This is a genomic window from Hyphobacterium sp., assembly GCF_965217055.1.
Lineage (GTDB): Bacteria > Pseudomonadota > Alphaproteobacteria > Caulobacterales > Maricaulaceae > Hyphobacterium.
In genome coordinates this window covers 2,477,621-2,499,404 of the sequence record NZ_OZ244227.1, presented here as the reverse complement: position 1 = coordinate 2,499,404, position 21,784 = coordinate 2,477,621, and the positions used below count along the sequence as shown (strand labels likewise).

Here is a 21,784-nt window from a genome sequence, read left to right as displayed (position 1 = left end):
GCAATTTGTCGGCGCCGCTAGAGCGCGCATATCATCGACCCGATTGCGAGACACTCGCCGCGCAGCCGCTCGGCCCGCGCCGCGGCCTCGGCATCTTCACCCCAGTGTTCCGCCTGGAAGGTCTCGTCGACGCGACTGGCCGAGAAGACCTCATCTGCCGTTGCATGCCGCTCGACCAGGGCGAAGCCGAGCAAAGCCGATGCGGTCAGCGCCGTGGCCTGACCCAGTGCCGTCAATTGCCATGCGTCATAAGCTTTGGCTTTAGCCTGCAGCGCCGCAATTGCTTTCGGCGTGGTTTCTGCCGGCATGATTCCGGTCACAGCCGGAAGATTCGCGCCCAGAGTCTTCTCGGCCCACTCGAGATAGGAATCCCATTCATCGGCTTGCCGGCGCGCGAGCTCTGCATCTTCGCCGCGATGCCGCAACAGATCGGTTTCAGCAAACTTGAGGGCTTCGCCGATGATCGCGTCCCGGTTTGTGGCCGCGCTGTCGATCGCCCCGTGCGCCAGGCGTGTTATCGGCATGGTGAAAGGATCGATCCGTTTGCCCTGAGCATCCCATTCCGCGGCCATCAGCTGGGCCAGAGTTTGGGTCGGTGCCACGAGCCTGTTCTTCATCGGCGTACGAATACCGCGCCCGTCGAGCTGCAGGGTCCAGCCGCGCTCGGTCTCGGCGACACTGACGGCCTTGTAGAAGCGCTTCGGCAGGCTGTCCTCGCGCGACGGCAGGCGGACGCCCTCTTTCATTCTTTCGGTCATGCGGCGGCCTCGCCACGCCCGAATGCGGCCAGCCCGCGGCCGAGACACCCAAAATCCCCGTGCACGCTGTGTGCGCCCGCTCCGGCAAGTTCTTCGGCGGTATGGAAACCCCAGGCCACACCCGCGGCGCGCACACGGGCATTCAGCGCCATCTGAATATCGTGCGAAGAATCCCCGATCATGATTGTGCGGTCGGATTCGGTTCCGGTTTCCCTCATCGCCTCATACACCATGCGCGGATTGGGTTTGCCGGGCCCGGTGCAGCTCGTGTTTAACGTGACAAACAGGCCGCCCAGATCATGGGCTTGCAGAATGTGATCAAGTCCGCGCCGTGGCTTGCCGGTCGCGACGCCGAGTAGCCAGCCCTCTGCATTCAGCTGTTCCAGTAAATCACGCGCGCCAGGATAAAGCGCTTCCGTATGCGTCCCGTCGGCCCGGTTGCGCACGAATATCTCGCGGAAGTCATTGCCGATTTTCACGGCACCATCGGCCGGATAATCCTCCGGCAACAACATCGGGATCGCCTCGAACAATTCGATCCCGACGATCTGGCGAACCTGGTCATAGGAACAGCCATCCAGCCCATTATTGCGGAACGCTTCGTCCATCGACTCGGCGATCAGTTGCCGGGAATCGACCAGCGTGCCGTCGAGATCGAACAGGGCGAGTTTGAGATCGCTCATGCCAATTGCTCCGCAATGTCGTCTTCATCAATATGGCCGATTTCGAAGCCCAGCGCTTTGAACGTAGTCACCATGTGCGGCGGCAAGGGCGCTTCAAGCACGAGCGGTTTTCTCCCGATTGGCAGAACCAGTCGCCGGGAATGAAGGTGCAGTTTTCCGGACAGGTTTTCCGGCTCGGGTCGGTCGCTCGTGTATTTCCGGTCGCCCAAAATGGCATGCCCCATGATGGCGGCATGCACGCGCAGCTGGTGCGTCCTTCCGGTGATCGGTCGCATCGCGATCCAGCTCGCCCGCTGACCCGCTTCGGCCACAACGGTGTAACGCGTCAGGGCATGCTGCGCGCCGGGTTCGCCATGATGGGCGGGCATCATCTGCTCGCGCCCGTGCGCGCCACCCGTATCCTTCTTCAGGAATCCCTTGATTTCGCCGGTCTTCGGCTTCGGCACACCGGCAACGATGGCCCAATAGGTCTTTTCGGATTCGCGTGCTGCAAACGCCTTCGCCAGCTTGGCAGCAGCCGCCGGTGTCTTGGCGGTCACCAGCACGCCGGACGTATCCCGGTCGAGACGGTGCACAAGTTTCGGCTTCTGCTCACCCTTGCCGAAGGCCGCCAGCAGCCCGTCGACATGCCGGGAGGTCTTCGACCCGCCCTGGACGGCGAGACCCAGCGGCTTGTTGAAGGCGATCAACTCGTCATCCTCGTGGATCACAAGCGAACGGATAAATTCCGCATCCTCGCGATTGATGGACGGCTCCGGCTTGCGGTCCTCGGGCTCCGGCAGAGGCGGAATCCGGATGGACTGGCCAGTTTCCACGCGGGTGTCGGCCTTGGCACGGCTGCCATCGACGCGGATCTCACCCTTGCGTAACGCTTTCTGCAACCGACCATTGGGCACGTGCGGAAACTTCCGCTTGAACCATTTGTCCAGGCGGGCACCGGCATCACCCGGTTCGACCGTCAACGTTTGGACGCCACTCATGCCATTACCTTTCGCGCCAGCATCAGGCCGGCGAACAGGGCCAGGACGGACAACGCCACCGAGCCCGAAACATAGACCAGCGCGTCCATCCATTGGCGCCGCTCGATCATCACCACGGCATCCAGCGAAAACGCCGAAAAGGTCGTGAACCCGCCGAGCACACCGACCGCGAAAAAGGCGCGCAGCTCATTGGCATCGGCCCGGCCGGCCTGCGCCAGCCAGCCGATGAAGCCGCCCATGACAAGCCCGCCAATCACATTCACGGTGAATGTGCCCCATGGCCAATCCGGTCCCGCCGCACGCAAGAAGAATTGGCCAGTCAAATGCCGGCCCACTGCGCCTAGCGCGCCGCCAACTGCAATGAGAAGCAGGTTCATCATGAGGGCGGGAGATATGGGAGTTGGCGTTTGGGTGCAAGCATTCACCCGCTATGCATTTTTGCATGACGGCAGTGCTGCCAACGCATTTGTGCATCCAAAAGAAAGGCTTAAGTCATCACTTGTCTGACGGACACACCGTCCGGCCAATAAAAACAAGGACAAGAGACATGGATCGATTGAGCGCAACCCTCGCCGCCGTCATGCAGATCGGCCTGGTGCTGGCAGTTTTTGGCGGAATGACCGCCGCCGTCCTCCCGGCCCTGGCCTAGGACGCGAGAAACGGGGAGCCTTGGCTCCCCGTTTTTGATTCACGCCTCGGCTTTGCCGCGGATGGACAGAACCAGCATGATCAGCGTCGCCAGCATGACGAGGCCCGCGCTGATCCCAAGCAGCGGGCCTAGTTCCGCTGCATTGCCGCCGGCATAAAGCATATAAAGGCCGTAGACCATCAAGGCCGTTGCGCCATGATGCAGGGCAAGCTGAAGCCAAGCAAACAATCCGGACCCGATATTCCAGACCCGGTTGATGATCGCCCACAGAACCGGCAGTACGCCGCCCACCAACATGATGTGTGCATGCGTCGGCATCTGTCCGTGATCGCCTGTGCGGCCCATATGCTCGCCCAGCGCCATCCCGCCAAGCAGCCACAATATCCCCAGCATCAGGTGTACTTTCGAAACATTCATGGAAATCTCCCCTCTTCCCGGTGAGATTTTTAATCTTCTAACTGCGCAATTCAAAACGAAAAATTACGGTTCAATTTTCCGGACCGCGTAGTATTCCTGGGTCCACAGATTATAAAGAAGCCAGGCTGGCACACCGGTCGTCTCCCGCAAATAATTCGCCTGCGAGCCATGAATGCGCCAGGCGCGGGTCTTAAGCGCACCGTCGACATCCAACGCAAAGTCCGGTTCCGGCTGGAGGTCTGCCACGCGCGCATATCGCTCCCCCCCAAATCGCCGCGAGCCCGGCCTGGAATTCAGCGTGTAGGCCAGCGTCACAGCGTCGCCCCGGCGGCTGGCATATTGCTGCGTTGCCGCCAGCGCCGCCCGACCCATCGCCATGTGATCGGGATGCAACGACACGCCACTCGGTGGATGAAAACTCACTACGGCCTCAGGTTCGAGCCGCTCCAGCTCTTCAAGCACGCGAACGGCCAGCGCAGAATCGCTGATCGCTTCCGGCACGCCGCCATCAGGCAATCCCAGCACGACCTGCTCGTCCAGGCCGAGCGCGAATCCGTGCTGGCGCAGTTCGCCCTCGCGCACGAGACCGAGATGCTCCTGCGCAACAATGACCGGATATTGAGTGCCCGCCTCGCCGCGCGTCGCGGTGATCGTGGCAACGAACGCCCCCTCCTCCACCGCGCGGCTGATCAGCTCGGTCGCGGTGATCTCGTCGTCAGGATGGGCGAAAACGAGCACGATGCGTTGGGCATCGAGCGCCTCTGTCACACTGTCGGCCGTCTCGACGCCGGGTTCGGCAAACAGCGAGCGCCCAAACCATAGGGCGGCTTGAGTGCCAACAAGCAGGATGATGGCGAGGATGATGGCCGAAAAGATGAGCGATCTGATCATGATTTGTGCTGCCGCCTCTCTCTCAGCGCCCGCCATTTCGCCAACCGCTCACTGATCGCCGCCTCCCGGCCACGGTCGGTTGGCTCGTAGAACACGGGCCGATCCTTCATCTCGTCGGGGAAATAGTCCTGTCCCGATATGCCGTCTTCGGCACTGTGATCGTATTCATAGCCCGCACCATAGCCCTCATCCTTCATCAGACGCGTGGGAGCGTTGAGGATGTGCTTGGGCGGCGGCAGGGAGCCGGTTTCCTTCGCGGCCCTCCTCGCGGCCTTGTAGGCGGAATAAACGGCATTGGATTTCGGAGCGCTGGCGAGATGCACGACGGCTTGCGCCAGCGCCAGCTCGCCTTCCGGCGATCCAAGGAAATCATAGGTCTCCTTCGCCGCCAGCGCGGCATGGATCGCGGTCGGATCGGCAAGCCCGATGTCCTCGTTTGCCATGCGCACAATGCGCCGAGACAGGAAGAGCGGATCCTCACCGCCCTCCAGCATGCGCGCCAACCAGTAGAGCGCCGCATCGGGATCCGACCCGCGGACCGATTTGTGAAGGGCCGAAATGAGATTGTAATGCTCGTCGCGGTCGCGGTCATAGACCGGTGCACGGCGCTGCAGATAGGTCGACAGGTCTTCCGGCGCGAGTGGTGCGTCCCGGTCAAGCGCGAACAATTCCTCGACAAGGTTCAAGAGATAGCGGCCGTCGCCGTTCGCCAGATCGAGCAGGGCTTTTCGCGCCGCTGGCGTCACCGGTAGATCCCGCCCCAGCTCGGTCTCGGCGCGCCCGACCAACAATTCAAGACTGTCCGCATCCAGGCGTTTCAGCACCAAGACCTGTGCACGGGACAGAAGCGCCGCATTGAGCTCGAAGCTCGGATTTTCTGTCGTCGCACCAACCAAAGTGATCACGCCTTCCTCGACCACGGGCAGGAAGCCGTCCTGCTGGGCCCGGTTGAAGCGGTGGATTTCGTCGACGAAGAGCAAAGTGCCGCGTCCCGCCTCGCGCCGTGCCCGCGCGCGTTCGAACGCTTTTTTCAAATCGGCGACACCCGAGAAAACGGCCGAAAGCGGTTCGAATTCGAGACCGGACTCCTTCGCCAACAGGCGCGCAATCGTGGTTTTTCCAACGCCGGGCGGGCCCCATAAAATGATGGAGGCAAACCGTTTCTGCGCCCGCATCCGCGCAATCGGCCCCTCCCCCCGCAGGAGATGGTCTTGCCCGACCACTTCGTCGAGCGTGCGCGGGCGCAACCGGTCCGCCAGCGGGCGTGGCGCTTCGTTCTCCAGGCCCGCGGCTTCGAATAATGAACTCATCGGTGTAATCTATGCCGGAACAGAAAGGGACGCACTATGAAGAAAGCGGTCGCACCGTATTTGAGCGTGCGCGATGGCGCTGCTGCCATCGACTTCTACAAGACGGCATTCGCCGCCGAAGAACTCGAACGCTACGATTTCGAGGGCAAAATCGGACACGCCACGCTACGCATCAACGAGCACGTCCTGATGCTGGCCGATGAGTTCCCCGAAATGGAGAACATGACCGGCAACGTCGCGCCTCCAACACTCGGCGACCGCACGACCTTCACCATCAATCTGACGGTCGACGACGCCAATGCCTGGTTCGACCGAGCGATCAAGGCGGGAGCGACCGAAATCCGGCCCGTCACCGACGAATTTTACGGCCGCCATGGCAAGCTCCGTGACCCGTTTGGCCATGTCTGGAGCATCGTGACGCTCAATGAATAGCACCAGTCCTAGAGCTCCAGGGTACGCTCCAGAACGCGGCCGCGACGCTCGATGGCGATCGGCCAGGACTTAAGCTCGTCCTGCCCTGCAAGCAGGCTCTCCACATCATCGATTTCCTCGACGCGCGCGCCGAGCAATTCGAGAACCCTGTCGCCTGGGCGAAAACCGAAATAATCAGCCGCCGATCCGCGCTGCACATTGAGCACGACTACGCCGCGCGCAAAGGGATCGAATCCGACCGCTTCGTTGAAAGCCGGCGACAGCTCGACCAGTTCGACACCTGCCAGCGGATTACGGCCCTCAATCATTTGGCGCAGCGGTTCCGTCGAACCCGGCGCTTCGGCAACCGGCACGGGAATCGTCTGCGCGTTGCCGTTACGCAGCACCTCGAAACGCGATTCGCTGCCAACGGCATTGATGGCGTAGCGGAAACGCGCACCCGGCTCGTCATTCACTTCAACACCGTCAATGGCGAGGATGATGTCTCCATCTTCTAGGCCCGCCCGGTCAGCCGCCGCACCCGGATAAATATCAGCCACAAGCGCGCCGCGCGGACGATCCAGTCCAAGAGACGCCGCAATGTCCCCGGTCACGGTCTGAAGCCGTGCACCCAGCCACGGCTGGACCAATTCGCCTTCAGTGAGCGCAGCGTCGACCACGCGGCGGACCATCTCGACGGGGATCGCGAAACCGATTCCGTTGGATCCGCCCGACCGCGAATAGATCGCCGAGTTCACGCCAATCAGCGCGCCATCCATATTGATCAGTGCGCCGCCCGAATTGCCCGGATTGATCGCCGCATCGGTCTGGATGAAAAAGGCAAAATCGGAAACCCCGACCTCAGTCCGCGCCAACGCCGAAACGATACCCGACGTAACCGTCTGACCAACACCAAACGGATTGCCGATCGCCAGTACCAGATCACCGACTTCCGCGGTTCCGGGTTGGGCCAGCGCCAGCGCCGGAAGCGGCGTATCAGTCTCGATACGCAAGACGGCCAGATCTGTGCGCTCGTCCGCCAGCAATACGTCGGCTTCGAACTCGCGGCGGTCATTGAGTACGACACGCAATTGTTCGGCGCCCGAAACCACGTGGTTGTTGGTGACGATCACGCCTGTGGAATCCACGATCACGCCTGAGCCCAGCGATCCTTGCTGGCGCGGCCCCTGCCGACCGAAAAAGCGCTCGAAAAACGGGTCCATGTTCCGTTGCACGGTCCGTGTCGTGTAGATGTTGACGACGGCGGGGGCAGTGTCCCGAACGACCGGTGCAAAGGACAGCTGCATTTCGGCCCGGCTCTCGGGCACTTCCCGGAAACTGTGATCGGCAAGCGTCTCGGTCTCGGCGGGACGGTCCTGCAATTCAGCGGCGGCGGTCTCGTCCTGGGCCTGACAGGCCGAGGTCAGAAGCGCGGCTACAGTCAGAACGGAAAGTGCGATACGGGTCATTTCATCCTCCGCGGAAAGATCACTGGATTGTAGATAGGAAAAAGGCGGCCTCCGTGAAAGAAGCCGCCTTGTTCTGAATTCGCAATGAATTGAAGATTACTCTTCAGCAAAGTCTTCCGTCTCGGCGACCCGCGCGCGATCAGCAGCGCCGCGCGCCTCCGGATCCCGGTCGACCAGTTCGAGGACGGCCAGCGGCGCGTTGTCGCCGTGGCGGAAACCGGCCTTGAGCACGCGGGTGTAACCGCCATTACGCTCGGAATAGCGCGGTCCGAGGGTCTCGAACAGCTTGCCGACCTGCTCGACATTGCGGACTTTCGAGATCGCCTGGCGGCGGGCATGCAGATCGCCCCGCTTGGCCAGCGTGATCAGCTTGTCCATCAAAGGCTTCAGCTCTTTCGCCTTCGGCAGCGTCGTGACGATCTGCTCATGCTCGATGAGCGATGCCGCCATGTTGGCAAACATGGCTTTCCGGTGCGAAGTGGTGCGACCGAGCTTGCGGTGTGCGATGCCGTGGCGCATGGCGTAATCTCCAAAAGTGCCGGATCAGAGGGGCTTCACAGCGGCCCTGATCAGACGTTTTCCTCGTATTTCTTGGCAAGATCTTCGATGTTCTCCGGCGGCCAGTTCGGCGCTTCCATACCCAGGTGCAGACCCATCTGGGCGAGAACTTCCTTGATCTCGTTGAGCGATTTGCGGCCGAAATTCGGGGTCCGCAGCATTTCCGCTTCGGACTTCTGAATCAGGTCGCCGATATAGACGATATTGTCGTTCTTCAGGCAGTTCGCCGAGCGAACCGACAATTCCAGCTCGTCGACCTTCTTCAGGAGCGCCGGATTGAAATCCAGCTCCGGACGATCGTCCTCGGCCGGGCGTGCTTCGACGGCTTCCTCGAAATTGATGAAGATCTGGAATTGGTCCTGAAGAATACGCGCGGCGAACGCGACTGAATCTTCCGGTGTCACCGTGCCATCGGTCTCGATGTCCAGGATCAGCTTGTCATAGTCCAGCACCTGGCCTTCGCGGGTATTCTCCACGCGGTAGGCCACGCGCTTTACCGGGCTGTAGAGCGAGTCGATGGCGATGAGGCCGATCGGCGCATCTTCGGGACGGTTGCGCTCGGCCGGGACGTAGCCCTTGCCACTGTCGACCGTCAGCGTGAAGCGGATTTCCGCACCCTCGTCGAGCGTACAGATGACGTGGTCCTTGTTGACCACTTCCACGTCCGCGGTTTCCTCGATGTCGGCGGCAGTCACTTCGCCCGGGCCCGACTTCTTCAGCACCACACGCTTTTCACCTTCGGAGTGGACGCGCAGCGCCACGCCCTTCAGGTTCAGCACGATGTCGGTCACGTCCTCGCGGACGCCCGGGATCGAAGAAAATTCGTGCACAACACCGTCAATCTGAACCGACGTGATGGCCGCGCCCTGGAGAGAGGACAGCAGCACGCGCCGCAGCGCATTACCGAGCGTCATGCCGAAACCACGTTCGAGCGGCTCGGCAACGATCACCGCGCTGCGTTCCGGATCATGACCCGGCTTTACTTCCGGCTTCATCGGACGAATGAGTTCTTGCCAGTTCTTCTCGATCACGGGTTAAACCCCTTTCCTCACGCGCCCGACCGGCAAGGCCGGCGGCGCGCCATAAATTATGTTCTGATAGCCCCCAGACTGGGAGAAATCAGACCCGGCGGCGTTTCGGCGGCCGGCAACCATTGTGCGGGATCGGTGTAACATCACGAATGGACGTGATCGTCAGACCGGCCGCCTGCAGCGCGCGAAGTGCGGATTCACGGCCCGAACCCGGACCGGAAACATTCACTTCCAGCGTTTTCATGCCATGTTCCATCGCCTTCTTGGCAGCTTCCTCGCCGGCAATCTGCGCCGCGTAAGGGGTCGACTTGCGCGATCCCTTGAAGCCGTTCGCGCCCGCCGTCGACCAGGAGATCGTGTTGCCTTGCGCGTCGGTGATGGTGATTTGCGTGTTGTTGAAAGACGCGTTCACATGCGCAACACCGGAGGTGATGTTCTTGCGTTCGCGACGTTTCACGCGTTCAGGAGCTTTTGCCATTGTCTAGCTCGCCTTACTTCTTCTTGCCGGCAATCGGCTTTGCCGGGCCTTTGCGGGTCCGGGCATTCGTATGGGTCCGCTGACCGCGAACCGGGAGGCCGCGGCGGTGACGCAGGCCGCGATAATTACCCAGATCCATCAGTCGCTTGATATTGACGGCGACATCACGGCGGAGATCACCTTCCACCATGTAGTCACGGTCGATCGTTTCGCGGATCTGGATGACTTCCGCGTCCGAGAGTTCGTTGACACGCCGTTCAGAGGCAATGCCGACTTTCTCGCAAATCTCTTTCGCCTTCGCGGGACCGATCCCGTGAATGTAGCGAAGCGCGATTTCTACGCGCTTGTTCGTCGGAATGTTGACGCCGGCGATACGGGCCACAATGCTCTCCTTACCTCAATTCGCGCCAAACGCGGACGGTGAACCCTTGCCGGCAAGCGCCGGACAAGAAAACGCCGCCCTTTTCGCGAAGGGCGCTATCTATATTGTCCGCATACCCCCCGTCAACCGGGCAGTTTGCGGCATTTCACTAGCCGTCGAGGGCCGCCGCGATGGAAGCGGAGACCGCTTCGATCGAACCCATGCCATCGACTTCGACAACCTTGCCCTGCCCCGCATAGTACGGGATCAATGGCGCGGTCTGATTCTCGTAAACGTCGAAGCGTGTATTGAACACTTCGACCGTGTCGTCCGCGCGCCCTTGCTCGGCGGCGCGTTTTTCGACGCGCTTGGTCAGTTCCTCGCGATCCACCGCAAGCCGGATCACCTTGTCGATCTGCGACCCGCGCCCAGCGAGCAGTTCATCCAGCGCCTTGGCCTGCGCAACGGTCCGCGGAAAACCGTCGAAGATCGCACCGCCAGCAGCTTCAGCTTCTGGCAGACGCTCCTCGATCAGTTCGATCACGACTTCGTCCGAGACCAGCTCGCCAGAATCCATGATCGCCTTGACGCGCTGGCCCAATTCGGAGCCGGCAGCAATCGCTGCGCGTAACATGTCACCGGTCGACAGCTGAACCCAGCCGCGTGTTTCCACGAGCAGCTTGGCCTGTGTGCCCTTGCCGGCGTTCGGCGGTCCGAACAGAACGATGTTCATCGGTTCCGGCCCCGCAGGCGTTGTTTCTTGATCAGGCCCTCATACTGGTGCGCCAGCAGGTGGGACTGGATTTGCGTCACCGTATCCATGGCCACGGACACGATGATAAGGATCGACGTTCCGCCGAGCGCGAACGTCACGGCTCCAGCCGCTCCACCCGTCAGAATCTCCGGGATCAGGCAGACGATCGCCAGATAGAGCGCGCCGATCACCGTCAGGCGGGTGAGGACATAATCGAGATATTCCGCTGTGCGCTTGCCCGGCCGGATGCCTGGCAAGAAGCCGCCATACTTGCGCAGGTTTTCCGATACTTCTTCCGGATTGAACACGATCGACGTGTAGAAGAAGGCAAAGAAGATCACCATTGCGCCATAGAAGGCGATGAAAAGCGGTTGGCCACGGCCCAGCAGCGCCGCAATCGTCTGCAGCCATTCCGGACCGGTCGTCGCCCACATGTTGGCGACGGTGGTTGGCAACAGCAGCAGCGAAGTCGCGAAGATCGCCGGGATCACGCCTGCCGTGTTCAGCTTCAGCGGCAGGAAGGAAGTGTCTCCGCCCACCATGCGTTGGCCCTGTTGCCGCTTCGGGTACTGGACCAGCAATCGGCGCTGTGAGCGCTCGATGAATACAACGAAGACAAAGGTCGCCAGCATCAGGGCGACAATGCCCAGCAGCGCACCGCCCGTGATCTGCCCCTGGCGGGCTTGCTCGAAGAGGCTGTAGATCAAGCTCGGGATCACGGCCACGATACCTGTGAAGATGATGAGCGAGATACCATTACCCACGCCGCGCGACGTGATCTGCTCACCCATCCACATCAGCAGCATCGTGCCGCCGACGAAAGTGAGCGTAGTGGTCACCAGGAAAAACAGGCCCGGATTCAGCGCGACCGTATTCCCGTCGACGCTTGGCTGCATCATGGATACGGCGATTGCGCCGCCCTGCACCGTCGCTAGGAGCACAGTCAGGTAACGCGAATACTGATTGATCTGCTTGCGGCCCTGCTCGCCGCCTTCCTTCTTGAGCTTCTCAAGCGAAGGCACGGTTGCAGCCATCAGCTGCATGATGATCGAGGCAGAAATATACGGCATCACGTTCAGCGCGAAAATCGCCATCCGCTCAACGGCGCCGCCGGAGAAGATGTTGAACACACCAATGACGCCGCTCGCCTGGCTGTCGAATACAGCCTGGTATTGCTGCGGATCGATTCCCGGAACCGGAATGTAGGTGCCCAGCCGATAAGCCACGAGGACGGCCAGGGTAAACAGGATCCGTTGCTGCAGCTCTTTAGCCTTCGCGAAGGACGCGAAGTTGATGTTAGATGCGAGCTGTTCAGCAGCAGAAGCCATGGTCCGTCCTTACGGGATGCGCGGATTATTCCGCGGCGGTATCAGATTTCGCAGACTTCGGCGCAACAACCGTGACTTTCCCGCCCGCCTTTTCGACGGCTTCGATCGCGGCTTTGGTCGCGCCGGCGACCGTGATCTCTACTTTGGACTTCAGCTCGCCTTTCGCAAGGAGACGCACGCCGTCTTTTGCACGGCGGATCACGCCCGCAGCGACCAGCACGTCGGCATCGATCGGCTTCTTGGCGTCGACTTTCTTGGCCTTGATGGCCGTTTCCAGCCGGCCAATATTCACTTCAGCGAACGCCAGGCGGTTCGGCTTGTTGAAGCCGCGCTTCGGCAAGCGCATGTGAAGCGGCATCTGGCCACCTTCAAAGCCCTTGATCGCCACGCCCGAGCGCGACTTCTGGCCTTTGACGCCACGGCCACCGGTCTTGCCCTTGCCGGATCCGATCCCGCGCCCGACGCGGGTGCGGGTCTTGGTCGCACCTGACTTATCGCGCAATTCATTGAGACGCATGTCTAACTCTCCTTCGATGGACTGGGCCGAACGCCTAGTCCTCGACGATTTCCACCATGTGCGACACTTTGCGGATCATTCCGCGGATCGCCGGCGTATCTTCCAGCACCCGTTCACGACCGACCTTGTTCAGGCCAAGACCGACGAGCGTCTGGTGTTGGTCCTTCGGCCGGCGGATCGCACTGCCGGTCTGACGGACTTTGAGCGTTTTCTTGGCAGCCACGATCTAGCCCTCCAGCGCTTCCGGAGCCGATGCACCGTCATTCCGGCGGTTGACGAGATCGCCCACCTTCAGACCGCGCTTGGCCGCAATCGACCGCGGGCTTTTCTGATGCTTCAGCGCATCGAAAGTGGCCCGGATCATGTTGTAAGGGTTCGAAGTGCCTGTGGACTTGGCCACGACATCCTGTACACCCAGCGTTTCCAATACCGCGCGCATCGGACCGCCGGCGATGACGCCGGTACCCGGAGGCGCTGCCCGCAGAACCACTTTGCCGGCGCCGTGACGGCCCGGGGAATCATGATGCAAGGTCCGGCCTTCACGCAACGGTACGCGAACCAGGTTCTTTTTGGCTTCTTCGGTCGCCTTGCGGATGGCTTCCGGCACTTCACGCGCCTTGCCCTGTCCGAAACCGACGCGGCCCTTCTGGTCGCCTGCAACGACGAGCGCGGCGAACTGGAAGTTCCGACCGCCCTTCACCGTCTTGGCTACACGGTTGATGTGAACCAGCTTGTCGACGATCTCGTCTTGCTGGTCATCATCCCGGTCCCGGCGCCGTCCGCGGCCGCGATTGTCTTCATTACGAGCCATCAGCCGCTCCTCTAAAAGTTCAGACCACCTTCACGCGCCGCATCGGCAAGAGCCTTGATGCGACCGTGAAAGATGTAACCGCCGCGGTCGAAGATGACGTCCTTGACCCCGGCCTTGCTGGCGCGTTCCGCCAAGCGCTTGCCGACACTCGCAGCCGCATCCACATTCGCGCCGGACTCCTTGGAATCCTTCTCGGCAGTGGAAGCCGAGGCGATGGTGACGCCCTGCTTGTCGTCGATCAGCTGCGCATAGATGTGCTTCGACGAGCGGAACACGGACAAGCGCGGCCGGCCATTGGCCAGTTTCCGAAGCTTGCTCCGGGTGCGTTGCGCCCGGCGCTGCATTTTTTCGCGTGAGCTTTTCATGATCGTCGCGCCTACTTCTTCTTGCCTTCCTTGCGGCGGATGTATTCGCCCTGATACCGAATGCCCTTGCCCTTGTAGGGCTCCGGCTGACGGTACCGGCGGATTTCCGCGGCAACCTGGCCAACTTGTTGCTTGTCAGCGCCCGTGACGACGATTTCCGTCGGTTTCGGCGCCTGGATCTGGATGCCCTGCGGCGGTTCGTAGACCACATCGTGGCTCAAACCGAGCGAAAGCTTGAGGTTGGACCCCTGCATCTGCGCCCGATAACCGACACCTTCAAGTTCCAGCGTCTTGCTGAAGCCCTCTGATACACCGGTCATCATGTTGGCGATCAACGCACGCGTCATGCCCCACATGGCACGTGCGCGCTTGCTGTCATTCGACGGCTTGATCTCGATGCCTTCGTCACCCTGCGACAGGCTGACATCCTCGACCACCGTCAGACCCAACTCGCCCTTCGAGCCCTTCAGCGTGATCGTGCGGCCTTCTATGCGCACATCCACACCTGAGGCGATGGCGACAGGGAGTTTTCCGATACGTGACATGAATCGTGCTCCCTAGCTGACCTGACAGAGGATTTCGCCGCCGACATTCTGTTCTCGCGCAGCAGCATCGGACATCACACCCATCGGGGTAGAGACGATCGCGATGCCAAGACCGTTCGAGATCAGCGGCAGATCCTTGACTTTCGAATAAACGCGGCGACCTGGCGTCGAGACGCGGCGGATCTCGGCGATGACAGGCTCACCCTCGTAATACTTCAGTTCGATTTCGAACTCGCGCTTGCCATCAGCATGCTCGACTTCGGAATAGCCGCGGATGAAACCTTCATCCTGCAGCACGTCCAGGACCCGCTTGCGCAGGTTGGAGGCCGGCGTCGTGACAGAACCCCGGTTACGCATCAGCGCATTCCGGATCCGGGTCAGCATATCACCGAGAGGATCATTCATAGACATTCTTCAATCTCTCCCGATCACCAGCTCGACTTGACCATGCCCGGGATGAACCCGTTCGAGGCCAATTCGCGCAACGCAATCCGCGACATTTTCAGCTTGCGGTAGAAACCGCGCGGACGACCCGTAATCTCGCACCGGTTGCGAATCCGGTTCGGTGCAGAATTACGCGGCAGTTCTGCCAGCTTCAGCTGAGCAGCAAAACGCTCCTCAACCGGCTTCGACTTGTCGCGAGCAACCGCTTTCAGCTCTGCCCGCTTGGCAGCATAACGCTCCGCCAGTTTCTGGCGCTTGCGATTGCGTTCGACAGCACTTGTCTTCGCCATTTACTTCCTCCTGCGTGCGGAACCACCTCGGTTCCGCCCTCCTGCTGCGTCAGTTCGAAAACGGGAAATCGAACTCTGCCAACAGGGCTTTCGCTTCTTCATTGGTTTTCGCGGTCGTGCAGACCACAATGTCCATTCCCCGGATCTTCTCGACCTTGTCGTAGTCGATCTCGGGAAACACGATGTGTTCCTTGAGGCCCATGGCGTAGTTGCCACGACCATCAAAGCTCTTGCCGTTCAGACCACGGAAGTCGCGAACGCGCGGCAACGCGATCGTGATCAGGCGGTCGAGAAATTCGTACATACGGTCCTGACGCAGCGTGACCTTCACGCCAACATTCTGGCCGTCGCGAAGCTTGAAGCCGGCAATCGAATTGCGCGACTTCGTCATCACCGGCTTCTGACCGGCGATCCGCATCAGATCTTCGTAGGCACCGTTGATCTTTTTCGAGTCCTGGGCAGCTTCGCCCACGCCCATATTGATCACGACCTTCTCGAGCTTCGGGATCTCCATCGGGTTCGCGTAACCGAACTTTTCCTTCAGGCGATCGCGGATCTCGTTGCGATACTTCGACCGCAGACGCGGTTCGTATTCTTTCACATCAGCCATCGATGACCTCACCGGATTTCTTGGCCACGCGAACCTTGCGGTCGCCTTCCATCTTGAAGCCCACGCGCGTGGGCTCGCCCGATTTCGGGTCGGCAAGCGCCACGTTGGAAACGTGAATCGGTGCTTCCTTGGTTTCGATGCCGCCAGCTGACGTCTGAGTCGGACGCTGATGGCGCTTCACGACATTGACGCCCTGGACGATGACGCGGCTTTCCGACGGCATCGACTTGACGACTTCGCCGGTCTTGCCCTTGTCGCGGCCGGACAGGACGACGACCTTGTCACCCTTTTTAATCTTCGCAGCCATGACTACAGCACCTCCGGAGCCAGCGACACGATCTTCATGTGGTTCTTGGCGCGGAGCTCGCGCGGAACCGGCCCGAAGATACGGGTGCCGATCGGCTCTTGATTGTTATTCACCAGGACAGCCGCATTGGAGTCGAACCGGATAACCGACCCGTCCTTGCGCTTGATGTCCTTGGCGACGCGGACCACCACGGCCCGCCGTACTTCACCTTTTTTCACGCGACCGCGCGGAATCGCTTCCTTCACGGACACGACGATGATGTCGCCCACATGCGCGTAACGCCGCTTGGCACCACCGAGAACCTTGATGCACTGCACACGGCGGGCACCGGAATTATCGGCGACGTCCAGATTGGATTGCATCTGGATCATATCGATCCTCCTTCAAAAGGCTGGCCGCTACGCTTGCGCGTCAGCGGTCACGACCTCCCACCGTTTGGTCTTCGACTTGGGTGCACATTCCTGAATGAAGGTCTGGTCACCCACTTTGAGGACATTGCCCTCATCGTGCGCGTGATAGCGCTTGGAACGGCGAACCGTTTTGCGGAGGAGCGGATGAAGAAACGTCCGCTCAACCTTGACCACAACGGTCTTTTCGCCCTTGTCGCTCACCACGACGCCTTGCAATACGCGTTTTGGCATCGTCTAGCTCCCTTGTCCGGCCTGCTCGACCCGTTCGGCCTGGACCGTTTGGATGCGCGCAATCGTGCGGCGCACCGTCCGGACACGGGCCGTGTTCTGCAACTGACCCGAGGCCTGCTGGAAACGCAGGTTGAATTGTTCTTTTTTCAGCTTGAGGAGCTCGTCCTTCAGCTGATCGTCGCTCATCGCGCGCACATCAACAGCGTCCATGACACTCACTCCTATTCACCGATCCGGGCGACGATTTTCGTCTTCACCGGCAGTTTGGCCGCGCCCAGAGACAGCGCTTCGCGCGCGACGCTCTCGGGCACACCGTCAATCTCGAACATGATCCGGCCGGGCTTGACCTTGGCGGCCCAGAATTCGGGCGAACCCTTACCCTTACCCATCCGAACTTCCGTCGGTTTCTTCGACACCGGCACATCCGGGAAAATCCGGATCCAGACCCGGCCAGCCCGCTTCATGTGGCGTGTGATCGCCCGGCGAGTAGCTTCGATCTGGCGTGCGGTGACGCGCTCGGGCTCCATGGCCTTGAGGCCGTAAGAGCCGAAATTCAGCGTGAAGCCGCCCTTGGCCGCACCTTTGATGCGACCCTTGTGCGCCTTCCGGAACTTGGTGCGTTTTGGTTGAAGCATTGTTTTTCGCTCCGTCGTCCCTGACCGTTATGCCGCGCGGTTGCCGCTACCCTGACGGGCGCGTTGCTCACCGGACTCCTGAAGACGACGTTCCTGCGCCATCGGATCGTGATCCAGGATCTCACCTTTGTAGATCCAGACCTTGATGCCGATGATGCCCATCGCCGTGGAGGCTTCCGCGGTTCCGTAATCGATATCGGCGCGCAGCGTGTGCAGCGGCACCGAGCCTTCCTGATACTGCTCGACACGTGCGATCTCGGCGCCGCCGAGACGACCGCCGCAGATCACCTTGCAGCCCTTGGCACCCATCCGCATTGCGGTTTGCAGCGAGCGCTTCATGGCGCGGCGGAAAGCCACGCGGCGCTCGAGCTGTTGTGCAATCGATTCGGCAACCAGATTGGCGTCGATCTCCGGCTTGCGGACTTCGACCAGGTTGAGGAAAACCTCGCCATTGACGATTTTCTGCAACTCGCGACGCAGGACTTCGATATCGGCGCCCTTTTTGCCGATCACCACGCCCGGACGTGCCGTGTAGACCGTCACTGTGCACTTCTTGTGCGGACGTTCGATCACGATACGCGATACACTGGCATTCTTGAGGCGCTTGCGCAGCATCTCACGGATTTTCAGATCCTCGTGCAGGAGGTCGGCATACTCACCGGTATTCGCGTACCAGCGCGATTCCCAGGTGCGATTGATGCCGAGCCGCAGCCCGATCGGATTGACCTTCTGACCCATCAGGCGGCCTCCTCAACTTCACGAACGACAATGGTCAGCTCGGAAAACGGCTTCAGCACTTTCGCGGCACGGCCACGGGCACGTGCGCGAAACCGCTTCATCACCAGGTTCTTGCCAACGAAGGCTTCCGACACGACAAGGCTGTCGATGTCGAGGCCGTGATTGTTCTCGGCATTCGCGATTGCGCTGTCGAGAACCTTCAAAACGTCTTTCGAGATCCGCTTGCGCGAGAACTCCAGCGTGGCACGGGCCGATTCGACCTTCTTGCCGCGAATGGACTGCGCAACCAGGTTCAGCTTTTGCGGGCTGATCCGGATCATCGTCTGTTTTGCGCGCGCCTCGTTATCGGCCACGCGCGGCAGGTTTTTGCCAGATTCATCTCTTTGGCGCGTCTGGGTCATGGTTAGCCCCTCCTCGCCTTCTTGTCCGCAGCATGACCGTGATAGGTCCGCGACGGCGCAAATTCACCGAGCTTGTGCCCAACCATGTCCTCGGTCACGAGCACCGGAACGAACTTGTTGCCGTTGTGCACCTGAAAAGTCAGGCCCACGAACTGCGGCATGATCGTCGAGCGGCGCGACCAAGTCTTGATCGGCTTCTTGCGGCCTTCGGCGTGAGACGCTTCGGCCTTCTTGAGGAGGTATCCGTCTACGAACGGACCTTTCCAGACTGAACGCGGCATGGCTAACGCGCTCCCTTAGCGTGACTTGCGCTGATGGCGCGAGCGGAGGATGAACTTGTCGGTGGCCTTGTTCTTGCGGGTCTTGCGGCCCTTAGTGGGCTGACCCCAAGGCGTCACCGGGTGACGGCCGCCGGACGTACGGCCTTCGCCGCCACCGTGCGGGTGATCGATCGGGTTCATGGCAACGCCACGAACTGCCGGACGCTTGCCCATGTAGCGCTTGCGACCGGCCTTGCCGAGATTCTGGTTCATGTGATCCGGGTTCGATACCGCCCCGACCGTGGCAACGCACAGCTCGGGAATGGCACGAAGTTCACCAGAATTCAGACGAACCTGAGCGTAACCGCCGTCGCGGCCAACCAGCTGGGCATACGCCCCCGCCGATCGCGCGATCTGCCCCCCCTTGCCCGGCTTCATCTCCACATTGTGGACGATGGTACCGACCGGCATGGTCTTCAGCGGCATGCAATTGCCCGGCTTCACGTCAACGCCGGCCGAACCGGACACGACAGTGTCGCCTTCCGACAAACGCTGCGGCGCGAGAATATAGGCTTTCTCGCCGTCCGTGTATTCGATCAACGCGATGAATGCGGTCCGGTTCGGATCGTATTCAAGGCGAAGCACCGTCGCATCGACGTCTTTCTTCGTACGCTTGAAGTCGACCTTGCGGTACAGCGTCTTGGCACCGCCACCCTGGCGGCGAGCCGTAATCCGACCGGTATTGTTGCGGCCACCCTTCTTGGTCTTGCCTTCAACAAGGCTTTTCTCCGGACGACCCTTGTGAAGGCCTTCCCGATCGACCAGCACCAGGCCACGGCGGCCTGGCGAGGTGGGATTATATTTCTTGAGCGCCATGGTCCTACAGCCCCGTGGTCACGTCGATCGCATCACCCTCGGCGAGTGTCACGATCGCTTTTTTCATGTCCGAGCGCTGGCCGATCTGGCCGCGAAAGCGCTTCGTCTTGCCCTTCAGGCGCAGCGTATTGACGGCCGTCACCTTTACCTGGAACAGCGTTTCCACCGCTTCTGCGATTTCCGTCTTTGTCGCGGTCAGCGGCACGCGGAACACCACCTTGCCGTCTTCCGACAGCAGCGTGGCCTTTTCGGTGATGACCGGACCCAGGATCGCATCATAGTGGCGGGATTCAGCTTTGACCTTGGCCATTATGCCGTCTCCTTCGCAGCGAAACGCTCATGAATTATTTCAACGGCAGCCTTGGTCAGCACCAGCTGATCATGGCGAAGCACGTCATAAACATTGAGCCCTTGCGCCGGCAGCACATCAATGTGCGGAATGTTGCGAGCGGCCTTGGCGAAATTCTCGTTCACGGCCTCGCCATCGATGATCAGCGCATTGCTCAGATTGAGCTTGGCGAAGGCATCCTTGACAGACTTGGTCTTGGCGTCTTTCAGCACGGCCTCGTCAACAACGATCAGCGATTCCGAACCAGCCTTCGACGACAGAGCGTGCTTCAGCGCCAGCGACCGAACCTTCTTCGGAAGATCATGGGCGTGGCTGCGAACCCGCGGACCGTGCGCCTTGCCACCGCCGACAAAAATTGGCGCGCGGCGGTTACCGTGACGTGCGCCGCCGGAACCCTTCTGCTTGCCGTATTTCTTGCCGGTGCGGGAAACTTCATTGCGCTCAAGCGCCTTGTGCGTGCCGGCCTGGCGACGCGCCAGCTGCCACTTCACCACGCGCTGCAAGAGATCCGCACGGACGTCGCCGATGCCGAAGACGGCATCGTCCAGATCCAGCGCGCCCGCATCCTTCGCGGCGAGGGTCTTTACCTCGACCTTCATGATTTGGACTCCTCATCAGCCTTGGCTGCGCCTTCGGCTTCGGGCGCCTCGCCATTCGGCAGACCGCCCTCGGCCGTCATGTCAGCTTCCGGGGACGCCGGCGCCACATTATCCGGCTCGGCGTCTTCAACTTTGCGGACAGCACCCGGCAGCGGCAGCTCGGCATCGCCTGCACCCTTAACGGCATCGCGAATCTCGACCCACGAGCCGGCAGCGCCAGGAACAGAGCCGCGAACCAGGATAAAACCGTCCTCGGCATCGACGCGGACCACTTCGAGGTTCTGCAGCGTAATCCGCGCATCACCATAATGGCCGGCCATCTTCTTGCCCTTGAACACCTTGCCCGGGTCCTGGCACTGGCCGGTCGAGCCATGCGAGCGGTGCGAGATCGACACGCCGTGCGTTGCACGGAGGCCGCCGAAATTCCAGCGCTTCATGGCGCCGGCAAATCCCTTACCGATACTCTTGCCCGCAACGTCGACCTTCTGACCCGGCACAAAGTGTTCGGCCGTGAGCTCGGAACCCGGCTCGATCAGATTGTCTTCGGAAACGCGGAATTCTACGACACGCTTCTTCGGCTCGACCTGCGCCTTGGCGAAGTGGCCGCGCATCGCCTTCGACGTGCGCTTTGCTTTCGCCTTGCCAGCACCCAGCTGAAGGGCGACATAGCCGTCACGCTCGCTGGTGCGTTGCGCCACGACCTGGCAGTTGTCGAGTTGAAGAACGGTCACCGGGATGTGCGCGCCGTCTTCGGCAAACACGCGGGTCATCCCGACCTTCTTGGCAATCAGCCCCGTGCGCATGACTTAGGCTCCCAGCTTGATCTCGACGTCCACACCGGCCGACAGGTCGAGCTTCATAAGCGCATCAACCGTCTGCGGGGTGGGGTCGACAATGTCGAGCAGGCGCTTGTGAGTCCGGATCTCGAACTGCTCGCGCGACTTCTTGTCAATGTGCGGACCACGAAGAACCGTGAAACGCTCCATCCGGGTCGGCAGCGGAATAGGCCCGCGCACATTGGCGCCCGTGCGCTTCGCCGTCGAAACGATCTCGCGTGCGGACGTATCCAGCACGCGGTGATCGAACGCTTTGAGGCGAATGCGTATGTTTTGCTGTGCCATCGTAGTTCGTCCACACAATTAAAGGCGCACAGATAGGTGAGCTCTTCCGGCCACCAATCGGCGCGCTTGAAACCATTTTTTTCGCTTCATGGAACTGCGTCTGCCAATCGGCACCGCCAGTTCATTCACGAGGGGCGTCGTCTACCGGTATGAGTCGCTGTCGTCAACACCTGTAAGCGCTTTTCAGATCAGAAAAC

36 protein-coding genes are annotated in these 21,784 nt (G+C 60.9%); 1 reads left to right on the top strand and 35 read right to left on the bottom strand.

The features are described 5' to 3' along the window. Positions 1-17: 17 nt before the first annotated feature. From ACOOFN_RS12510 to ACOOFN_RS12480, 7 genes are all read right to left on the bottom strand, one after another. The gene (locus ACOOFN_RS12510) at positions 18-758 is read right to left on the bottom strand and encodes an ATP12 family chaperone protein (protein ID WP_420431974.1); all 741 of its coding nucleotides are present in this window, start codon (positions 756-758) and stop codon (positions 18-20) included. Further along, positions 755-1,441, bottom strand: a complete 687-nt coding sequence (locus ACOOFN_RS12505; protein WP_420431972.1) for an HAD-IA family hydrolase — start codon at positions 1,439-1,441, stop codon at positions 755-757. The genes ACOOFN_RS12510 and ACOOFN_RS12505 overlap by 4 nt, the downstream gene beginning before the upstream one ends. After that, positions 1,438-2,421, bottom strand: coding sequence for an RluA family pseudouridine synthase (locus ACOOFN_RS12500; RefSeq protein WP_420431970.1), 984 nt, complete (start codon positions 2,419-2,421; stop codon positions 1,438-1,440). Before ACOOFN_RS12500 ends, ACOOFN_RS12505 begins: the two co-directional genes overlap by 4 nt. Beyond that, positions 2,418-2,801, bottom strand: coding sequence for a fluoride efflux transporter CrcB (gene crcB, locus ACOOFN_RS12495; protein WP_420431968.1), 384 nt, complete (start codon positions 2,799-2,801; stop codon positions 2,418-2,420). Before crcB ends, ACOOFN_RS12500 begins: the two co-directional genes overlap by 4 nt. 308 nt (positions 2,802-3,109) lie before the next feature. After that, positions 3,110-3,487: a hypothetical protein gene (locus ACOOFN_RS12490; RefSeq protein ID WP_420431966.1), complete on the bottom strand. Its 378-nt coding sequence runs from the start codon at positions 3,485-3,487 to the stop codon at positions 3,110-3,112. Between the two features lie 63 nt (positions 3,488-3,550). Continuing rightward, positions 3,551-4,378, bottom strand: coding sequence for a PIG-L deacetylase family protein (locus tag ACOOFN_RS12485; RefSeq protein ID WP_420431964.1), 828 nt, complete (start codon positions 4,376-4,378; stop codon positions 3,551-3,553). Beyond that, positions 4,375-5,688: a replication-associated recombination protein A gene (locus tag ACOOFN_RS12480; RefSeq protein WP_420431962.1), complete on the bottom strand. Its 1,314-nt coding sequence runs from the start codon at positions 5,686-5,688 to the stop codon at positions 4,375-4,377. The genes ACOOFN_RS12485 and ACOOFN_RS12480 overlap by 4 nt, the downstream gene beginning before the upstream one ends. Positions 5,689-5,724: 36 nt before the next feature. Between ACOOFN_RS12480 and ACOOFN_RS12475 the strand changes: the two genes are divergently transcribed. Beyond that, positions 5,725-6,120: a VOC family protein gene (locus ACOOFN_RS12475; RefSeq protein ID WP_420431960.1), complete on the top strand. Its 396-nt coding sequence runs from the start codon at positions 5,725-5,727 to the stop codon at positions 6,118-6,120. An 8-nt stretch (positions 6,121-6,128) separates the two neighbouring features. On the opposite strand, the gene ACOOFN_RS12470 is transcribed toward ACOOFN_RS12475, so the two are convergent. The 28 genes from ACOOFN_RS12470 to rpsJ form a co-directional block, all read right to left on the bottom strand. After that, the gene (locus ACOOFN_RS12470) at positions 6,129-7,568 is read right to left on the bottom strand and encodes a Do family serine endopeptidase (protein WP_420431958.1); all 1,440 of its coding nucleotides are present in this window, start codon (positions 7,566-7,568) and stop codon (positions 6,129-6,131) included. Positions 7,569-7,664: 96 nt separating this feature from the next. Beyond that, complete coding sequence (gene rplQ / locus ACOOFN_RS12465; RefSeq protein ID WP_420431956.1) at positions 7,665-8,087, bottom strand: 50S ribosomal protein L17; 423 nt, start codon at positions 8,085-8,087, stop codon at positions 7,665-7,667. Positions 8,088-8,137: 50 nt separating this feature from the next. Further along, positions 8,138-9,157, bottom strand: a complete 1,020-nt coding sequence (locus tag ACOOFN_RS12460) for a DNA-directed RNA polymerase subunit alpha (RefSeq protein ID WP_420431954.1) — start codon at positions 9,155-9,157, stop codon at positions 8,138-8,140. A gap of 88 nt (positions 9,158-9,245) precedes the next feature. Continuing rightward, positions 9,246-9,635, bottom strand: a complete 390-nt coding sequence (gene rpsK / locus ACOOFN_RS12455; protein WP_420431952.1) for a 30S ribosomal protein S11 — start codon at positions 9,633-9,635, stop codon at positions 9,246-9,248. 13 nt (positions 9,636-9,648) lie between these two features. Beyond that, positions 9,649-10,017: a 30S ribosomal protein S13 gene (gene rpsM, locus ACOOFN_RS12450; protein ID WP_420431950.1), complete on the bottom strand. Its 369-nt coding sequence runs from the start codon at positions 10,015-10,017 to the stop codon at positions 9,649-9,651. 148 nt (positions 10,018-10,165) lie between these two features. Continuing rightward, positions 10,166-10,729, bottom strand: a complete 564-nt coding sequence (locus ACOOFN_RS12445; protein ID WP_420431948.1) for an adenylate kinase — start codon at positions 10,727-10,729, stop codon at positions 10,166-10,168. Continuing rightward, positions 10,726-12,078: a preprotein translocase subunit SecY gene (gene secY / locus ACOOFN_RS12440; RefSeq protein ID WP_420431946.1), complete on the bottom strand. Its 1,353-nt coding sequence runs from the start codon at positions 12,076-12,078 to the stop codon at positions 10,726-10,728. The genes ACOOFN_RS12445 and secY overlap by 4 nt, the downstream gene beginning before the upstream one ends. 25 nt (positions 12,079-12,103) lie before the next feature. Next, the gene (gene rplO, locus ACOOFN_RS12435) at positions 12,104-12,595 is read right to left on the bottom strand and encodes a 50S ribosomal protein L15 (protein ID WP_420431944.1); all 492 of its coding nucleotides are present in this window, start codon (positions 12,593-12,595) and stop codon (positions 12,104-12,106) included. A gap of 34 nt (positions 12,596-12,629) precedes the next feature. Next, complete coding sequence (gene rpmD / locus ACOOFN_RS12430; protein ID WP_420431942.1) at positions 12,630-12,818, bottom strand: 50S ribosomal protein L30; 189 nt, start codon at positions 12,816-12,818, stop codon at positions 12,630-12,632. 3 nt (positions 12,819-12,821) lie between these two features. Then, the gene (gene rpsE, locus ACOOFN_RS12425; protein WP_420431940.1) at positions 12,822-13,406 is read right to left on the bottom strand and encodes a 30S ribosomal protein S5; all 585 of its coding nucleotides are present in this window, start codon (positions 13,404-13,406) and stop codon (positions 12,822-12,824) included. Between the two features lie 11 nt (positions 13,407-13,417). Next, entirely contained in the window at positions 13,418-13,774 is a 357-nt protein-coding gene (gene rplR / locus ACOOFN_RS12420; protein WP_420435069.1) for a 50S ribosomal protein L18, read from the bottom strand. An 8-nt stretch (positions 13,775-13,782) separates the two neighbouring features. Further along, positions 13,783-14,316, bottom strand: coding sequence for a 50S ribosomal protein L6 (gene rplF / locus ACOOFN_RS12415; protein WP_420431938.1), 534 nt, complete (start codon positions 14,314-14,316; stop codon positions 13,783-13,785). A gap of 12 nt (positions 14,317-14,328) precedes the next feature. Next, the gene (rpsH, locus tag ACOOFN_RS12410; protein WP_420431936.1) at positions 14,329-14,727 is read right to left on the bottom strand and encodes a 30S ribosomal protein S8; all 399 of its coding nucleotides are present in this window, start codon (positions 14,725-14,727) and stop codon (positions 14,329-14,331) included. 17 nt (positions 14,728-14,744) lie between these two features. Beyond that, positions 14,745-15,050, bottom strand: coding sequence for a 30S ribosomal protein S14 (gene rpsN, locus ACOOFN_RS12405; protein WP_420431934.1), 306 nt, complete (start codon positions 15,048-15,050; stop codon positions 14,745-14,747). Between the two features lie 49 nt (positions 15,051-15,099). Beyond that, positions 15,100-15,660 (bottom strand): 50S ribosomal protein L5, encoded by a 561-nt coding sequence (gene rplE, locus ACOOFN_RS12400; protein ID WP_420431932.1) that lies wholly within the window; start codon positions 15,658-15,660, stop codon positions 15,100-15,102. Continuing rightward, positions 15,653-15,967 carry a 50S ribosomal protein L24 gene (gene rplX / locus ACOOFN_RS12395; protein WP_420431930.1) on the bottom strand — a complete coding sequence of 105 codons (315 nt, stop codon included), beginning with the start codon at positions 15,965-15,967 and terminating at the stop codon, positions 15,653-15,655. Before rplX ends, rplE begins: the two co-directional genes overlap by 8 nt. A 2-nt stretch (positions 15,968-15,969) precedes the next feature. Beyond that, positions 15,970-16,338: a 50S ribosomal protein L14 gene (gene rplN / locus ACOOFN_RS12390; protein ID WP_330197869.1), complete on the bottom strand. Its 369-nt coding sequence runs from the start codon at positions 16,336-16,338 to the stop codon at positions 15,970-15,972. 27 nt (positions 16,339-16,365) lie between these two features. Continuing rightward, positions 16,366-16,608: a 30S ribosomal protein S17 gene (rpsQ, locus tag ACOOFN_RS12385; RefSeq protein ID WP_420431928.1), complete on the bottom strand. Its 243-nt coding sequence runs from the start codon at positions 16,606-16,608 to the stop codon at positions 16,366-16,368. 3 nt (positions 16,609-16,611) lie between these two features. Next, positions 16,612-16,818, bottom strand: coding sequence for a 50S ribosomal protein L29 (gene rpmC, locus ACOOFN_RS12380; RefSeq protein WP_420431926.1), 207 nt, complete (start codon positions 16,816-16,818; stop codon positions 16,612-16,614). An 11-nt stretch (positions 16,819-16,829) separates the two neighbouring features. Continuing rightward, a complete protein-coding gene (gene rplP / locus ACOOFN_RS12375; RefSeq protein ID WP_420431924.1) occupies positions 16,830-17,243 on the bottom strand; it encodes a 50S ribosomal protein L16 in 414 nt (137 codons plus the stop codon). 27 nt (positions 17,244-17,270) lie between these two features. Continuing rightward, positions 17,271-17,981, bottom strand: a complete 711-nt coding sequence (rpsC, locus tag ACOOFN_RS12370) for a 30S ribosomal protein S3 (RefSeq protein WP_420431922.1) — start codon at positions 17,979-17,981, stop codon at positions 17,271-17,273. Further along, positions 17,981-18,382, bottom strand: a complete 402-nt coding sequence (rplV, locus tag ACOOFN_RS12365) for a 50S ribosomal protein L22 (RefSeq protein ID WP_420431920.1) — start codon at positions 18,380-18,382, stop codon at positions 17,981-17,983. Before rplV ends, rpsC begins: the two co-directional genes overlap by 1 nt. A 2-nt stretch (positions 18,383-18,384) precedes the next feature. Further along, positions 18,385-18,663 (bottom strand): 30S ribosomal protein S19, encoded by a 279-nt coding sequence (rpsS, locus tag ACOOFN_RS12360; protein WP_420431918.1) that lies wholly within the window; start codon positions 18,661-18,663, stop codon positions 18,385-18,387. A 15-nt stretch (positions 18,664-18,678) separates the two neighbouring features. Next, complete coding sequence (rplB, locus tag ACOOFN_RS12355; protein WP_420431916.1) at positions 18,679-19,518, bottom strand: 50S ribosomal protein L2; 840 nt, start codon at positions 19,516-19,518, stop codon at positions 18,679-18,681. A gap of 4 nt (positions 19,519-19,522) precedes the next feature. Continuing rightward, positions 19,523-19,828 (bottom strand): 50S ribosomal protein L23, encoded by a 306-nt coding sequence (locus ACOOFN_RS12350; RefSeq protein ID WP_420431914.1) that lies wholly within the window; start codon positions 19,826-19,828, stop codon positions 19,523-19,525. Further along, positions 19,828-20,466, bottom strand: a complete 639-nt coding sequence (rplD, locus tag ACOOFN_RS12345; RefSeq protein WP_420431912.1) for a 50S ribosomal protein L4 — start codon at positions 20,464-20,466, stop codon at positions 19,828-19,830. Before rplD ends, ACOOFN_RS12350 begins: the two co-directional genes overlap by 1 nt. Next, entirely contained in the window at positions 20,463-21,269 is an 807-nt protein-coding gene (rplC, locus tag ACOOFN_RS12340) for a 50S ribosomal protein L3 (RefSeq protein ID WP_420431910.1), read from the bottom strand. Before rplC ends, rplD begins: the two co-directional genes overlap by 4 nt. Positions 21,270-21,272: 3 nt before the next feature. After that, positions 21,273-21,587, bottom strand: coding sequence for a 30S ribosomal protein S10 (gene rpsJ, locus ACOOFN_RS12335; protein WP_109260630.1), 315 nt, complete (start codon positions 21,585-21,587; stop codon positions 21,273-21,275). Between the last annotated feature and the right edge of the window lie 197 nt (positions 21,588-21,784).

Coding starts and splice junctions, on each gene's coding strand:
- ACOOFN_RS12510 (WP_420431974.1), bottom strand. CDS start 758: ATGACCGAAAGAATGAAAGAGGGCGTCCGCCTGCCGTCGCGCGAGGAC.
- ACOOFN_RS12505 (WP_420431972.1), bottom strand. CDS start 1,441: ATGAGCGATCTCAAACTCGCCCTGTTCGATCTCGACGGCACGCTGGTC.
- ACOOFN_RS12500 (WP_420431970.1), bottom strand. CDS start 2,421: ATGAGTGGCGTCCAAACGTTGACGGTCGAACCGGGTGATGCCGGTGCC.
- crcB (WP_420431968.1), bottom strand. CDS start 2,801: ATGATGAACCTGCTTCTCATTGCAGTTGGCGGCGCGCTAGGCGCAGTG.
- ACOOFN_RS12490 (WP_420431966.1), bottom strand. CDS start 3,487: ATGAATGTTTCGAAAGTACACCTGATGCTGGGGATATTGTGGCTGCTT.
- ACOOFN_RS12485 (WP_420431964.1), bottom strand. CDS start 4,378: ATGATCAGATCGCTCATCTTTTCGGCCATCATCCTCGCCATCATCCTG.
- ACOOFN_RS12480 (WP_420431962.1), bottom strand. CDS start 5,688: ATGAGTTCATTATTCGAAGCCGCGGGCCTGGAGAACGAAGCGCCACGC.
- ACOOFN_RS12475 (WP_420431960.1), top strand. CDS start 5,725: ATGAAGAAAGCGGTCGCACCGTATTTGAGCGTGCGCGATGGCGCTGCT.
- ACOOFN_RS12470 (WP_420431958.1), bottom strand. CDS start 7,568: ATGACCCGTATCGCACTTTCCGTTCTGACTGTAGCCGCGCTTCTGACC.
- rplQ (WP_420431956.1), bottom strand. CDS start 8,087: ATGCGCCACGGCATCGCACACCGCAAGCTCGGTCGCACCACTTCGCAC.
- rpsK (WP_420431952.1), bottom strand. CDS start 9,635: ATGGCAAAAGCTCCTGAACGCGTGAAACGTCGCGAACGCAAGAACATC.
- ACOOFN_RS12445 (WP_420431948.1), bottom strand. CDS start 10,729: ATGAACATCGTTCTGTTCGGACCGCCGAACGCCGGCAAGGGCACACAG.
- secY (WP_420431946.1), bottom strand. CDS start 12,078: ATGGCTTCTGCTGCTGAACAGCTCGCATCTAACATCAACTTCGCGTCC.
- rplO (WP_420431944.1), bottom strand. CDS start 12,595: ATGCGTCTCAATGAATTGCGCGATAAGTCAGGTGCGACCAAGACCCGC.
- rpsE (WP_420431940.1), bottom strand. CDS start 13,406: ATGGCTCGTAATGAAGACAATCGCGGCCGCGGACGGCGCCGGGACCGG.
- rplF (WP_420431938.1), bottom strand. CDS start 14,316: ATGTCACGTATCGGAAAACTCCCTGTCGCCATCGCCTCAGGTGTGGAT.
- rpsH (WP_420431936.1), bottom strand. CDS start 14,727: ATGTCTATGAATGATCCTCTCGGTGATATGCTGACCCGGATCCGGAAT.
- rpsN (WP_420431934.1), bottom strand. CDS start 15,050: ATGGCGAAGACAAGTGCTGTCGAACGCAATCGCAAGCGCCAGAAACTG.
- rplE (WP_420431932.1), bottom strand. CDS start 15,660: ATGGCTGATGTGAAAGAATACGAACCGCGTCTGCGGTCGAAGTATCGC.
- rplX (WP_420431930.1), bottom strand. CDS start 15,967: ATGGCTGCGAAGATTAAAAAGGGTGACAAGGTCGTCGTCCTGTCCGGC.
- rplN (WP_330197869.1), bottom strand. CDS start 16,338: ATGATCCAGATGCAATCCAATCTGGACGTCGCCGATAATTCCGGTGCC.
- rpsQ (WP_420431928.1), bottom strand. CDS start 16,608: ATGCCAAAACGCGTATTGCAAGGCGTCGTGGTGAGCGACAAGGGCGAA.
- rpmC (WP_420431926.1), bottom strand. CDS start 16,818: ATGGACGCTGTTGATGTGCGCGCGATGAGCGACGATCAGCTGAAGGAC.
- rplP (WP_420431924.1), bottom strand. CDS start 17,243: ATGCTTCAACCAAAACGCACCAAGTTCCGGAAGGCGCACAAGGGTCGC.
- rpsC (WP_420431922.1), bottom strand. CDS start 17,981: ATGGGTCAGAAGGTCAATCCGATCGGGCTGCGGCTCGGCATCAATCGC.
- rplV (WP_420431920.1), bottom strand. CDS start 18,382: ATGACCCAGACGCGCCAAAGAGATGAATCTGGCAAAAACCTGCCGCGC.
- rpsS (WP_420431918.1), bottom strand. CDS start 18,663: ATGCCGCGTTCAGTCTGGAAAGGTCCGTTCGTAGACGGATACCTCCTC.
- rplB (WP_420431916.1), bottom strand. CDS start 19,518: ATGGCGCTCAAGAAATATAATCCCACCTCGCCAGGCCGCCGTGGCCTG.
- ACOOFN_RS12350 (WP_420431914.1), bottom strand. CDS start 19,828: ATGGCCAAGGTCAAAGCTGAATCCCGCCACTATGATGCGATCCTGGGT.
- rplD (WP_420431912.1), bottom strand. CDS start 20,466: ATGAAGGTCGAGGTAAAGACCCTCGCCGCGAAGGATGCGGGCGCGCTG.
- rplC (WP_420431910.1), bottom strand. CDS start 21,269: ATGCGCACGGGGCTGATTGCCAAGAAGGTCGGGATGACCCGCGTGTTT.
- rpsJ (WP_109260630.1), bottom strand. CDS start 21,587: ATGGCACAGCAAAACATACGCATTCGCCTCAAAGCGTTCGATCACCGC.